The following is a 14,428-nucleotide window of genomic DNA, read 5'->3' as shown; positions in this document are numbered from 1 at the left end:
GCATTGCCCGGTGATGGCTAGGTCCGTGCGTTCAGGACCGCGACGGCGCATGTCTCAACTTTGTGACATCTGCGCCGCTAAGACTTTCGAGACAATCCGAAGGCCTATTCCATGTCGTACACCTCGCTCGTTGCCCGCCTGTCGGATCTGCCGCTGCGCCGCAAGTTCGTCTGGCAGACCCTGCTGCTGGGCGGCGGCATCGTCCTGCTGGCGATCATCGCCGCGCGCATGCAGTACGTGGATATCCGCAACACCCGCGAGCAGGCGCTGAAGAGCCAGATCGAACTGGCGCTGGGCGTGGTGCAGGCCTATGCGGCCAAAGCCGAGGCCGGGCAGATGCCGCTGGCCGACGCGCAGCGCACCGCGCTAGCCACGCTCGAATCGATGCGCGCCCGCGACGGCGTGGACTATTTCTACGTGCACGACATGCGCCCGACCATGCTGATGCACCCGACCCGCCACGACCTGGTCGGCAAGGACCTCGGCGGCGTGCTGAGCGCCGACGGCAAGCCGATCTTCCGCCAGTTCGTCACCGCGGCGGCGGCCGGCGGCGGCTATGTGGACTATCTGTGGCCCAAGCCCGGCAACGAGGAGCCGGTCGAGAAGGTGTCCTACAACGCGCCGTTCAAGCCCTGGAACTGGGTCATCGGCACCGGCGTGTACATGGACGACGTGCAGGCGCAGGCGCTGCTGTTCACCGGCGTGATGACCGTGGCCGGCGGCGTGCTGGTGCTGATCACCTTCGGCATCAACTGGCTGATCGGCAGCTCGGTGCTGGTGCCGGTCGCGCGCACGCTGCAGGCGATCCGCGCGGTCTCCAGGGGCGACCTCAGCGTACGCATCGACAATCCCGGACGCGACGAGACCGGGCAGATGCTGCGCGCCACCGGCGAGATGATCCAGATGCTGGAGCGTTTCTCCAGCGAGACGGCGAAGATGGCGCTGCTGCATGCGGACAAGGACATGACGCATCGCATGCCGCAGGACTTCCCCGGCGTGTACGGCGAGCTGAGCCAGGGCATCAACACGATGATGTTCGAGCACCTGGATGCGATCGTCGATGCGATCGCGGTGCTCAACGAGTACGCCAACGGCGACCTGCGCCGCGACGCGCGGCGCCTGCCCGGCAGCCGCGCGGTGCTGCACGAATCGATGGACGCGGCCAAGGCCAGCCTGCTGGCGATCAACACCGAGATCAAGCGCCTGGCCGCGGCGGCCGCCGCCGGCGACTTCAGCGCCCGCGGCGATGCGGCGCACTTCCAGCACGACTTCCGGCTGATGGTGCAGGACCTCAACGCGATGATGGAGGTCAGCGACCGCAACCTGGGCCAGCTGTCCACCCTGCTGCAGGCCATCGCCGCCGGCGACCTAGGCGTGCGCATGCAGGGCGAGTTCAACGGCGTGTTCGCCAAGATGCGCGACGACGCCAACGCCACCGCCGATCAGCTCGCCGATATCGTCGGCCGCATCCAGACCGCGGCGCTGAGCATCAATACCGCGACCACCGAGATCGCCGCCGGCAACGACGACCTGTCGCGGCGTACCGAGCAGCAGGCGGCCAGCCTGGAAGAAACCGCTGCCTCGATGGAGGAACTGACCTCCACGGTGAAGCAGAACGCCGAGCATGCGCGCCAGGCCAACCAGCTGGCGGTCGGCGCCGCGGCGGTCGCCTCGCAGGGCGGCGATGTGGTGAGCCAGGTGGTGACCACGATGAGCGGCATCGAGACCTCCTCGAAGAAGATCGCCGACATCATCTCGGTGATCGACGGCATCGCCTTCCAGACCAACATCCTGGCGCTCAACGCCGCGGTGGAAGCGGCGCGTGCCGGCGAACAGGGCCGCGGCTTCGCCGTGGTCGCCAGCGAGGTGCGTACCCTCGCCCAGCGCTCCGCCGGCGCGGCCAAGGAGATCAAGGGCCTGATCGACGAGTCGGTGACCCGGGTCAGCGAAGGCTCGGTGCTGGTCGGCAAGGCTGGCCAGACCATGCAGGAGATCGTGTCCTCGGTGCAGCGCGTCACCGACATCATGGGCGAGATCTCCGCTGCCTCGCAGGAGCAGTCGGCCGGCATCGAGCAGGTCAACCAGACCGTCACCCAGATGGACGAGGCCACCCAGCAGAACGCCGCACTGGTCGAGGAAGCCAGCGCATCTGCACGGGCGCTGGAGGAAGAAGCCCGCCGGCTGGGCGACGCTGCGGCCGTATTCCGGCTCGGCGGCGCCCCAGGCTTGGCCGCGCCGGCACGTGCCGCGGCGACCGCACCTGCCCATGCCGCCTCGCGGCCTGCCCCGTCGCGGCCGGCCGCGGCCAAGCCGGCCCGGCCCGCCGTGCCGGCGGCGGCCTCGCATGCGACGGCCGAAACCGACTGGGCCACGTTCTGAATCGTGGCGGTTTCCCAAGGCCGGGAACCGCATTGGCATCCCAGTTGCAAGGAAGCACTGGACAGGACGGCTCAAGCGATGCGCTTGGCCGTCGATATCTGATCAACGACGCTGGAATGCAATGCACTGTTGCGCGCCTGTCGTCACCGTCGCCACTTCGGGAGCATGAGATGCCACGCTATACCGATCTGAAATCGTCCCTGCTCGCCTCGCTGCTGTGCGTCCTCGGCTGCGCCGTGATGATCGGCGTGGCGCAACTGGGCACCCGCTCGCTCGACGACTCGCGTGAACACCTGCTGCGCCTGCAGACCCGACAGGCGCCATCGGCCATGGCCCTGCGCGAACTGCGTGCGCACCTGGCGGAACTGCGGCTGTACCAGCTGTCCTTGGTCGCCGCGACCGGCAATGCCGCCGACGTGGCCGACTACGACCGGCGCATCGAGCAATCGCTGCGCGGTGCGCGCCGGCAGCTGGCGCTGTACACCGCCACCGTGCCGAGCGGCGAGGAGCGCCGCCACTTCGCCCAGGTCCAGACCGAGCTGGATGCCTACCTGCAAGTGCACCGGCAGCTCAGTGCGGCAGTGCATGCCGGCGACCGCGATCGCGCCAGACAGCTGTCCACGCAGCAGGCGCTGCCACTGCGTCGGGCACTGTTCGCCGATCTGCTGGAACTGGACCGCATCAACGCCCTGCACGCCTTGGACACGGACGCCGCGGCGCGCGCCTACGCCGCGCGCTAACTGGCCGCCGCACCAGCATCGTCACCATCTTCGACAACCGTCCGCACGGAAACGTCCATGAACTTCTTCAAGCAACTGAAAATCCGCGACAAGCTGATCTTCGCCTTCGCCGTGACCACGCTGCTGACCGTGATCCTGGGCGTCTTCACCTATTCGCGGACCACCTTGGCGATGTCCGAACTGCGACGCATCGAAGTCGACTGGGTGCCGGCGACCCAGGCGCTGGCCGAAGTCCGCGCGCAGCTGGGCGAGTTCCGCACCTACGAACTGGCGCAGATCGCGCGTGCCGGCGACCCGGAGGCGGTGGCCGACTATTTCAAGCGCATGCAGAAGGTGCGCACCGAAGTGGCGAAGAACCAGGCCATCATCGAGAAGGTGATGCTGGAACCCGAGCAGGTGAAGATGTATGCCGGCGTCAAGGAAAAGCTGGATGGCTACCTGCACGCCAACACCTTGATGGGCGACGCCTTGCGCGCCGGCGACGTGGCGGGCGCGCAGGCCGTTTCCGACAAGCAGTCGCGGCCGCTGCGGCGCGAGCTGTTCGAGCGGATCGTGGCGTTGACCGACTACAACATCGCGCAGCTGAACCGGGAAATGGAAGTCGCCAACCGGCAGCTGTCGCACACCAAGGTGCTGATCCTGGGCCTGCTCGGCCTGGCCGTCCTGGTCGCCTCCAGCGTCGGCTGGCTGATCTCGCGCAGCATCGCGCAACAGCTGAATGCCGCGCGGCAACTGTCGCAGGCCATCGCCCGTGGCGAGCTGGACAGCGCCGTGCGCACGCGCTCCAACGACGAGATCGGCCAGCTGATGGGCGACATGCTCGACATGCGCGGCCGCATCCGCGAGGTGATCGACGCGCAGAACCAGATGGCGCAGCGCCATGAACAGGGCACGATCAGCTATCGCATGGACGAGAGCGCGTTCCCCGGCGACTACGGGCAGATGGTCAAGGCCACCAACGACTTGGTCGCCTCGCACGTGGCGGTGAAACTGCGCCTGGTGCAGATCATCCAGCGCTATGCGATCGGCGACCTGGCCGAGGACATGGACCGCCTGCCCGGCGAGAAGGCGGTGCTGACCGATGCGATGGACACGGCCAAGGCCAACCTGATGGCGATGAACGTGCAGGTCAAGCAGCTGGCCGAAGCCGCCGCCGCCGGCGACTTCAGCGCCCGCGGCGACGCCACGCATTTCCAGTACGACTTCCGCGCGATGGTGCAGAACCTCAACGCGATGATGGAAGTCAGCGACCACACGCTCGGCGAACTGTCCCAGCTGCTGCAGGCCATCGCCGCCGGCGATCTGAGCGTGCGCATGCGCGGAGAGTTCAACGGCGTGTTCGCCAGGATGCGCGACGACGCCAATGCCACCGCCGAGCAGCTGGCCGGCATCGTCGGCCGCATCCAGACCGCAGCCGCCAGCATCAACGTCGCCTCGTCGGAAATCGCCGCCGGCAACGACGACCTGTCGCGGCGCACCGAACAGCAGGCGGCCAGCCTGGAAGAGACCGCCGCCTCGATGGAGGAACTGACCTCCACCGTGAAGCAGAACGCCGAGCACGCGCGCCAGGCCAACCAGCTCGCGGTCGGCGCCGCGGCGGTTGCTTCGCAGGGCGGCGACGTGGTGAGCCAGGTGGTGACCACGATGAGCGGCATCGAGACCTCGTCGAAGAAGATCGCCGACATCATCTCGGTCATCGACGGCATCGCGTTTCAGACCAACATCCTCGCGCTCAACGCCGCGGTGGAAGCCGCGCGTGCTGGCGAACAGGGCCGCGGTTTCGCTGTGGTCGCCAGCGAGGTGCGCACCCTCGCCCAGCGCTCGGCCGGCGCAGCCAAGGAGATCAAGGGCCTGATCGACGAGTCGGTCACCCGGGTCAGCGAAGGTTCGGTGCTGGTCGGCAAGGCCGGCCAGACCATGCAGGAGATCGTGTCCTCGGTGCAACGCGTCACCGACATCATGGGCGAGATCTCCGCTGCCTCGCAGGAACAGTCTGCCGGTATCGAGCAGGTCAACCAGACCGTGACCCAGATGGACGAGGCCACCCAGCAGAACGCTGCGCTGGTCGAGGAAGCCACCGCCGCCGCGCGCACGCTGCAGACCCAGGCCAACCAGCTCAGCGCCACCGTCGCCGAGTTCAAGCTGGATCCGCACGCCAGCGCGCCGGCGCCTGCCGCACCTGCCGCGCTGGCGGCACCGCTGCGGGCCAAGCCCAGGCCGGCGGCGCCCGCGCCGCGTCCTGTGCCGCGCCAGCGCAGCGCGGCGAGCGCCATTGCCGCCGAGGGCCAGTGGCAGGAGTTCTGATCCCGCGGCGGCGCAGGCCGCGGCTCCTTCCGGCGTCAATTTCGCTCGGCGCCGGCCGATAACCCGTTAGACCGATCACCGCTGCGAGCCATGGCCACTCCAACGTCCTCCCTGCCCCATCCCGGTTCCGACAATCGCGATTTCGAATTCAGCGATCGCGACTTCAAGCGGGTCTGCGACCTGATCTACCAGAAGGCGGGCATCGCGCTGGCGCCGGCCAAGCGCGACATGGTCTATGGCCGCCTGTCGCGGCGCCTGCGCACGCTGGGCCTGCGCTCGTTCCGCGAGTACCTGGACTGGCTGGAGCGCGACGGCGGCGACGAGTGGGAAGCCTTCACCAACGCGCTGACCACCAACCTGACCTCGTTCTTCCGCGAGCCGCACCACTTCGAGCGCCTGCGCGAGGAACTGCAGAAGCACGCCGCCTCGGCGCCGGTAAAGATCTGGTCCTGCGCCGCCTCCACCGGCGAGGAACCCTACTCGCTGGCGATCACCGCCTGCGAGGCGTTCGGCACGCTGACCCCGCCGGTGCGGATCCTGGCCACCGACGTGGATACCCAGGTGCTGGCCACCGCTTCGCGCGGCGTGTACGCGGTCGACCGCATCTCCAGCCTGGATCCGGCGCTCAAGCGCAAGTACTTCCAGCGCGGCAGCGGCGCCAACGAAGGCCAGTGCCGGGTGCTGCCGGCGCTGCGCGACCTGCTCGAGTTCCGCCAGTTGAACCTGCTGGAACCGCGCTACGACGTCAGCGGCCCGTACCTGGCGCTGTTCTGCCGCAACGTGATGATCTATTTCGACAAGCCGACCCAGCGCGGCATCCTGTCGCGGCTGATCCCGCACCTGGACGACGAAGGCATGCTCTACACCGGCCATTCGGAGAACTACCTGCATGCGGCCGACCTGATCCAGCCCTGCGGCCGCACCCTGTACCGACGCGCCGCCAAGGCACGCGCATGAGTGCCGCCACGATGGTCGCGGATCAGGTGATGCGCTACCACGACACCCGCTTCCAGACGGTCGCGGCCAAGCTGCTGCCGACCCAGTACCTGGTGGTGGACGACGACACCGCGCTGACCACCATCCTCGGCTCGTGCGTGGCCGCCTGCATCCGCGATCCGCTGCTGAAGATCGGCGGCATGAACCACTTCATGCTGCCCGACGGCCAGGCTGGCGACGGCGCGCCGGCGCGCTACGGCAGCTACGCGATGGAAGTGCTGATCAACGACCTGCTCAAGCGCGGCGCCAGCCGCGGCCGCCTAGAAGCCAAGGTGTTCGGCGGCGGCAACGTGCTCAGGGGCTTCACCAACAACCCGGTCGGTACCCGCAACGCCGAGTTCGTGCTGAACTACCTCAAGGCCGAACACATCCCAGTGCTGGCCGAAGACCTGCGCGGCATCCATCCGCGCAAGATCTGGTTTTTCCCCACCACCGGCCGCGTGGTCGTGCAGCGCCTGCCGCACGCGCACGAGGAAGCCGAAGTCGCCGCCGCCGAATCGGCGGTACGTGCCCGTCTCGCCAAAGCGCCGGTCACCGGCGCCGTGGAGTTGTTCGAATGACTGCAGAAAATCCTTGCCGCGTGCTGATCGTGGACGACTCGGCGGTCGTGCGGCAGATGCTGACCGAGATCCTGTCGCGCGCGCCCGGCATCGAGGTGGTCGGCTCGGCCGCCGATCCGATCCTGGCCCGCGAGAAGATCAAGCGGCTGAATCCGGACGTGATCACCCTGGACGTGGAAATGCCGCGCATGGACGGCCTGGCGTTCCTGGAAAACCTGATGCGGCTGCGGCCCACGCCGGTGGTGATGATCTCCTCGCTGACCGAACGCGGCGCCGACACCACGCTGCAGGCGCTGGCGCTGGGCGCGGTCGACTTCATCTCCAAGCCCAAGCTGGACGTGGCGCGCGGCCTGGAGGAATACGCCGAGGAAATCGTCGGCAAGGTCAAGGCCGCGGCCAAGGCCAAGGTCCGCGCGCTCGACCGCCCGGCCGCCGCGCCGCGGCCCGGCGGCAACGTGGTGCTGCCCAGCACCGCGTCCACGCTGAAGTTCCGCACCACCGACCGGCTGATCGCGATCGGCGCCTCCGCCGGCGGCACCGAGGCGCTGCGCGTGGTGCTGGAAGGCATGCCGGCCGACGCGCCGGCGGTGGTGATGACCCAGCATCTGCCCGCCGGCTTCAGCACCGCCTTCGCCGATCGTCTCAACCGGCACTCGGCGATGGCGGTGCGCGAAGCCAGCGAAGGCGAAGCGATCCTGCCCGGCCACGCCTACCTGCCGCCCGGCGGCAAGCACCTGCAGGTGGTCCGCGACGGGGCGCGCTGGCGCTGCAAGATCGATGACGGCCCGCCGGTCAACCGGCACAAGCCGGCGGTGGACGTGCTGTTCCAGTCGGTGGCGCGCAACGCCGGCGCCAACGCGATCGGCGCAGTACTGACCGGTATGGGCGACGACGGCGCGCGCGGCCTGCTGGAAATGCTGCAGGCCGGCGCCAGCACGCTGGTGCAGGACGAGGCCACCAGCGTAGTCTGGGGCATGCCCGGCACCGCGTTCCGGCTCGGCGCCGCACAGGAAGTGCTGCCGCTGGACCGCATCGCCGAGCGCCTGATCGCGTTGTCCAGCCAGGCGCGCTAGGCTCTGTCGACGCGACTGGGTGGGGCCACGCGTACCTGGACGTGCGGGCAAGCAACAACGAGGGGAACCTATGTCGATCAGCGAGTCAGCGATGACACCGTCCCATGCGCGTCCGCGTACGCCCCCTCGGCGTGCCGTGCGCGCCGCCCAGCCCGCCACACGTCGCGCGAGCGGGCGCTGACGCCATGCCGCACCAGCGCGGCCGCACACCGATCGCATCCAGCGGCGCCGGCGCGGCGTCGGTCCCGGGCGCGCTGGCCCTGTCCGAGCAGGCGCTGCTGAACTGCCTGCAGCAGGCGCCCGACGGCGTAGTGGTGATCGACGCCGACGCGCGCATCCTCGCCTTCAACCGCACGGCCGAAGCGCTGTGGGGCCTGTCCCAGGCCCAGGTGCTGGGGCGTTCGCTCGGCGAACTGGTGAGCAACGACACGCGGGTGGGCTTCCTGGCCCGCTGCCTGCAGCAAGGCACCCGCACGCCCGGCGACAGCCACGAACTGCAGTTGCCCGGCAACGACGGCATGCAGCGCTGGGTGGCGGTGAGCGCGACCACGGTGCCGCAGGAGCACGGGCCGCTGCACGTGGTGTTCGTGCGCGACATCAGCGCCGAACGCGGGCGCGACGCCAAGATGCGGCTGCTGTCGCTGGCGCTGGACCGCAGCGACAACGCGATCGTGGTCTGCGACCCGCAGCTGACCATCCTCTACGTCAACGCCGGCTTCGTGCAGATGTTCGGCTATGCCGCCGCCGACGTGCGCGGGCGCCTGCCGAGCAAGGTGCTGCCCGGCCCCGGCACCGACATGCAGGTGGTCCGGCAGATCCGCGAGCGCGTGGTCGGCGGCCAGGGCCACCAGGCCGATCTGCTGGTCTATCGCAAGGACGGCTCGCCGCTGTGGACCACGATCGTGGCCAATCCGATCGCCGACGAGGACGGCGGCATCCAGCATTACGTGCTGTCGTTCACCGACATCACCCACAGCAAGATGCACGAGATCCTGCACAAGAACGTGCTCGATGCGCTGGTCCGCGAACAGCCGCTGGTCGACGTGGCCGCGCTGATCTGCAACGAGGTCGAGCGCATCGCCCCGCAGGTGATCGCTTCGATCATCAGCGTCGATGGCGATGGACTGCTGCACCCGCTGGCCTCGCCGAGCCTGCCGACCTCGTTCAACGCGGCGGTCGAGGGCCTGCGCATCGGCCCCGCCGCCGGCGCCTGCGGCACCGCGATCTGGCGCGGCAAGCAGGTACTGGTGCACGACACCGGCACCGACCCGGTGTTCGCCGACCATCGTGCGCTGATGGCGCAGTTGGGCCTGCGCAGCTGCGTGGCCAGCCCGATCAAGTCCAGCGGCGGGCGCGTGCTCGGCAGCTTCGCGCTGTACTACCGCGAGGTATGCGAGCCGCCGGCCTGGCACCTGCGGCTGATCGAGCTGTGCCTGCACCTGTGCGCGCTGGCGCTGGAGCGCGAGCAGACCAAGGCGCGCGTGCACCAGCTGGCGTTCTACGATTCGTTGACCGGCCTGCCCAACCGGGTGATGTTCAGCGCCCGCGCCGAGCAGGCGCTGGCCGCCGCCGAGTACCACGAGTTTCCGGTGGCGATCCTGTTCGTCGACATCGACCGCTTCAAGCGGGTCAACGAGACCCAGGGCCACGCCTCCGGCGACGGCCTGCTGCGCGACATCGCCCGGCGCCTGGGCGAGACCCTGGGCGCGGCCGACCTGATCGGCCGCCAGGCCGGCGACGAGTTCGTGCTGATGCTGCCGCAATGCGGCGCCGAGCAGGCGGCCGGGGTGGCCGAGCGCCTGTTGCTGGCGCTGGCCGAGCCGCTGGTGGTCGGACATGTGACCCTGCACCCGGGCGCCAGCATCGGCGTGGCGATGTTCCCCGACGACGGCCGCGACATCGAGACCCTGCTGCGCCATGCCGACCTGGCCATGTACCGGGCCAAGAACGAAGGCGGCGGCAGCTTCCGCTTCTTCAGCGCCGACATGAACCGCATGGCGCAGGAACGCGTGGCGATGGAGACCGCGCTGCGCGAAGCGCTGCGCCGCGACCAGCTGCAACTGCACTACCAGCCGCAACTGCGCAGCCAGCCGCCGTACGCGCTGTACGGTGTGGAAGCGCTGTTGCGCTGGCAGCACCCGCACCTGGGCGACATCTCGCCGGGGCGCTTCGTGCCGATGGCCGAGGAATGCGGGCTGATCGACGAACTCGGCCACTGGGTGCTGCGCCAGGCCTGCCGGCAGATGGCCGACTGGCGCCTGCGCGGCGTGCCGGTGCCGCGCGTGGCGGTCAACCTGTCGGCCAGCAACTTCGCCGACGCGCAGTTGCCCGCGCGCGTGGCGCAGATGCTCAGCGCGCACGCGCTGGCGCCCAGCGACCTGGCGCTGGAGATGACCGAGAGCGTCATGCTGTCCAACGCACCGGCGGTGCTGGCCAATCTGCGTCAACTGCAAGCCAGCGGCGTGCGCCTGTCGCTGGACGATTTCGGCACCGGCTATTCCAGCCTCAGCCACCTGCACCAGTTGCCGGTCAACGAACTCAAGCTGGACATGAGCTTCGTGCGCGACCTGGAACACAGCGAAACCGCACGCGCGCTGACCACCTCGGTGCTGCGCATCGGCGAGAGCCTGCGCCTGCATACCGTCGCCGAAGGCGTCGAGACCGAGGCGCAGCGGGCGTTCCTGGCCGCGCTCGGCTGCGACGTGCTGCAGGGTTTCCTGTTCGCCCCGGCGTTGCCGGGAGCGACCCTGGAACGCTGGCTCGACGCGCACCTGGCCGGCGCAGGTGCGCAGACACCGCCGGCCGACTCCGGCGGCGCCACGCCATAGCGGGTTGCGGCACAGATATTGCTTGATCCGGATCACTTTTTCATCGCTCTCGCGCAATGCCGATCCGCTTCCTGCTGTCGCTGCTGTTGCTGTCCGCCAGTGCCGCGCTCGCCGCGCAGACGCTGCGCCCTGCCTATCCCGAGGTCGTGCGCCGCTTCTCCACCGACGACGGCCTGCCGCAGAATTCGGTGAACGCGATCGTGCAGGATCGCGACGGCTTCCTGTGGCTTGGCACCTTCGGCGGACTGGCGCGCTTCGACGGCAGCGACTTCAGCGTCTACCGCAGCCTGGCCGACAGCGGCCCGTCCAGCGACCGGATCCTGCAGCTGTTCGAGGACGCGCGCGGCCAGCTGTGGATCGGCAGCGAGGACGCCGGGGTCAGCGTCTATCGCGACGGCCGCTTCCTGCGCCTGGACGTGTGCGGCGGCCGCTGCCTGATCCGACGCTTCGTCGCCGCCGCCGACCACAGCGTGTGGGTGCTGAGCAGCGCCGGCGCGTACCGGATCGACCCGCGCACGCTGCGCACCCTCGAACACCATCCGCAGGCGCTGGACATGGCTGCCGCGCTCGGTGGCGACGCGCAGCTCTATCTGGGTGGGCAAGGCCTGTGGCGGCTGCGCCGCGGGCAGCGCCAGGCGGTGCCGCTGCCGGCCGGGGAAACCCGGATCAATTCCCTTTTCAGCGAAGGCAGCGTGCTGTGGGTGGGCGCCGGCGGCGCCCTGCACCGCTACGACACGGTGCGCCGGCAATGGCTGCCGCAGCCGGCGCCGGTGCGCGGCGCGCAGGCGCTGGCCCGCGATGCGCAGCAACGCCTGTGGGCGCTGGATGTCGACGGCCGGGTGTTCCGCGACGACGACGATGGCGCCGGGCTGCGCCCGCTGGCGACCCCGGCGCTGCCGGCGGCGCACAGCCTGCTCAACGATCGCGACGGCAACCTGTGGCTGGGCAGCAACGCGCGCGGCCTGCTGCGCATCGCGCGCTCGCGCATCGGCCTGCTCAACGATCCGCAGCAGGGCATGGACCTGCCCGGCCTGCCGGTGATCGGCGACGGCAGCGGCGGCCTGTGGCTGGGCACCGTCTGCGGCGGCCTGCGGCACTGGGATGCGCCCAGCGGGCGCCTGCGCAGTTGGTCGCTGCAACGCACGCTCGGCAACGAGTGCGTGTGGTCGCTGCACCGCGACGAGGCCGGCGGACTGTGGATCGGCACAGTGGACGGCCGCGTCGGCTATCTGGCGCCGGACGCGCAGGACGACCGCGCGGCGCGCGACAGCGACGACTACCGCAGCCAGGCGCTGCGGCTGATCGCGCATTGGCCGGACCAGTTGCCGATCCGCGCCCTGTACCGTACCGCCAAGAACAAGCTGCTGGTCGCCAGCGGCCACGGCGTCTATGCCATCGCGGTCGGCGCTGGCGGCGAGACCGGCACGCCGCAGGCCATTCCCGGGCTGCCCGGCAGCGTCACCCTGATCCAGCCTGCGCAGCAGGGCGGGCTGTGGCTGGCCGGCGGCGAAGGCGTGGTGCGCTGGCGGCGGCAGCGGGTGGTGGAACGCTGGGGCACCGCCAACGGCCTGTCCAGCCGCTTCGTGCGCTCGCTGTACGAGCAGCCCGACGGTACCTTGTGGATCGGCACCTACGGCGGCGGGCTCAACCGCATCGCCGGCGGCCGCGTGCAGCGCTTCGATCGCGGCAGCGGCCTGTTCGACGACGTGGTCTCGTGCATGGTCGCCGACGCGCAGGGCGGGCTGTGGCTCAGCGGCAACCGCGGCATTTCGCTGCTGCCGCCGGAGCAACTGGCCAAGGCCGCCAGCGGCAGCCAGGAGCTGAGCGCGATCGGCTTTTCCGAAAGCGACGGCCTGGAGCCGGCCGAAACCAACGGCGGCGGCCAGCCGGCATGCCTGCGCGACAGCGCCGGTAAGCTGTGGTTCCCGCTGATTTCCGGCTTCGCCGAGATCGATCCGCTGGCGCTCGGCCGCCGCCGCGCGCAGGCGCCGCCGGTGCGCATCCAGTCGCTCGCCGTCGGCGGCCGCAGCGTGCCGCTGGCGACGGAACTGCGCCTGCCGCCGCACAGCCACGACATCGAAGTGGAGTTCACCGCGATCAACCTCAGCGCGCCGGAAAAGACCCGCTTCCGCTACCGCCTGACGCGTCCCGGGCAGGACCCGGCCTGGACCGACATCGGCGCACAGCGCAGCCTGCACTTCCCGCTGCTGCCGTGGGAGGACAGCACGCTGGAGATCATCGCGCGCAGCGACACCGGCGCCTGGTCGGCCGCGCCGGCAAGGCTGCGCTTCCGGCAGCCGTCGCCGTGGTACCTGTCGCCGCTGAGCTGGGGTGCGGCGGTGCTGTCGCTGGTTGCCGCGCTGCTGCTCGGCTGGCGCGTCCACGGCTACCGGCTGCGCCGTCACCGCGACCTGCTGGCGCGACTGGTGCGCACGCGCACCCACGAACTGGAGCAGGCCAACCGCCGCCTCGCCGACCAGGCGCAGCGCGATCCGGTCACCGGCATCGCCAACCACCGCCATTTCGTCGAAAGCCAGCAGCGCTTGTGGGAGCAGATGCAGGCGCAGCAGCGGCCGTTGTCGCTGCTGATGATCGACATCGACGAGTTCAAGCGCTTCAACGACCACTACGGCCATCTGGCCGGCGACGACTGCCTGCGCACGGTCGCCCTGGCGATGGCGGCGCAACTGCGCGAGGACGGCGTGCTGGCGCGCTACGGCGGCGAGGAATTCGTGGCGCTGCTGCCCGGCTGCGATACCGCCGCCGCGCTCGCCGTCGGCGAACGCCTGCGCCAGGCGGTACTGGACTGCGCGGTGCTGCACGCACCGGACGCCAGCCATCGGCTGGTGACCGTCAGCGTCGGCTGCGCCAGCAAATGGCCGAGCGCCAACCTGTCGAGCACGCGCCTGACCGACCGCGCCGACCAGGCCCTGTACCGGGCCAAGGAAAACGGCCGCAACCGGGTGGAAGCCGCCTGAGTGGCTTTGTACTAGCGAACAAGTGTTGATGTCGCCAAGCATCCTGCGGGGCGGTTTCAGGCGCAGCGGAGACTCGCCAGATTGGTGCAGTCGGGACTGAAGTCCCTCCCACAACTGCCGCCACGCTGCCGTCCTGCGCTGGCGAACCCTCGCGCCACCAAGCTCTCCCTCCCCTGTAGGAGCGACTTCAGTCGCGACAGACGCCGCGGAGAACTGGAATTGGTGCAGCCGGCGTTGAGCTCTGCCCACACACACGCCGGCACGTCGCCGTCCTGCGTTGGCGAACCATCGCCTCGCCAAGCTTCCCTGTGGGAGCGACTTCAGTCGCGACGAACGAAGCGGCGCGACTTGCCGCGCCAGGATCGCGTCAGGACCGACGATCCGCCGCACAGACGTCCGCAAGCGCACGCGCGCGCTTGCACGGACCGTTCTGCACGACCCCGGACCAACCAAACCCACCCGCGACCGGCCAGAACGCACATCGCGGCGGCACAGCGCCACCGGCGCACGCCGCAAACGAAAAAGCCCGGCATCGCCGGGCTTTTTCGTTACAGCGCTCGACCGCCAGGA

General features: G+C 69.8%; 8 protein-coding genes. All 8 read left to right on the top strand.

All coding sequences use genetic code 11. From position 1 onward, the window contains the following. The first annotated feature begins 111 nt into the window (after positions 1-111). The 8 genes from NUG20_RS10280 to NUG20_RS10245 all read left to right on the top strand — a co-directional run bounded on the left by NUG20_RS10280 (position 112) and on the right by NUG20_RS10245 (position 13,858). On the top strand, positions 112-2,379 hold the full coding sequence (locus tag NUG20_RS10280) for a methyl-accepting chemotaxis protein (RefSeq protein ID WP_263398217.1): 2,268 nt from the start codon (positions 112-114) through the stop codon (positions 2,377-2,379). Between the two features lie 170 nt (positions 2,380-2,549). Continuing rightward, complete coding sequence (locus NUG20_RS10275) at positions 2,550-3,119, top strand: MCP four helix bundle domain-containing protein (RefSeq protein ID WP_263398216.1); 570 nt, start codon at positions 2,550-2,552, stop codon at positions 3,117-3,119. A 57-nt stretch (positions 3,120-3,176) separates the two neighbouring features. After that, the gene (locus NUG20_RS10270) at positions 3,177-5,423 is read left to right on the top strand and encodes a methyl-accepting chemotaxis protein (protein WP_263398215.1); all 2,247 of its coding nucleotides are present in this window, start codon (positions 3,177-3,179) and stop codon (positions 5,421-5,423) included. Positions 5,424-5,513: 90 nt separating this feature from the next. Then, a complete protein-coding gene (locus NUG20_RS10265) occupies positions 5,514-6,380 on the top strand; it encodes a CheR family methyltransferase (RefSeq protein WP_263398214.1) in 867 nt (288 codons plus the stop codon). Beyond that, a complete protein-coding gene (gene cheD, locus NUG20_RS10260) occupies positions 6,377-6,979 on the top strand; it encodes a chemoreceptor glutamine deamidase CheD (protein ID WP_263398213.1) in 603 nt (200 codons plus the stop codon). The genes NUG20_RS10265 and cheD overlap by 4 nt, the downstream gene beginning before the upstream one ends. Then, positions 6,976-8,052, top strand: coding sequence for a protein-glutamate methylesterase/protein-glutamine glutaminase (locus NUG20_RS10255; protein ID WP_263398212.1), 1,077 nt, complete (start codon positions 6,976-6,978; stop codon positions 8,050-8,052). The genes cheD and NUG20_RS10255 overlap by 4 nt, the downstream gene beginning before the upstream one ends. 185 nt (positions 8,053-8,237) lie before the next feature. Then, entirely contained in the window at positions 8,238-10,880 is a 2,643-nt protein-coding gene (locus tag NUG20_RS10250) for a sensor domain-containing protein (RefSeq protein ID WP_263398211.1), read from the top strand. A gap of 56 nt (positions 10,881-10,936) precedes the next feature. Beyond that, entirely contained in the window at positions 10,937-13,858 is a 2,922-nt protein-coding gene (locus tag NUG20_RS10245) for a ligand-binding sensor domain-containing diguanylate cyclase (RefSeq protein WP_263398210.1), read from the top strand. Positions 13,859-14,428: the final 570 nt, after the last annotated feature.

It is taken from the genome of Xanthomonas sp. CFBP 8443 (assembly GCF_025666195.1).
Taxonomy (GTDB): domain Bacteria; phylum Pseudomonadota; class Gammaproteobacteria; order Xanthomonadales; family Xanthomonadaceae; genus Xanthomonas_A.
This window is presented reverse-complemented; position numbering and strand designations above follow the sequence as displayed.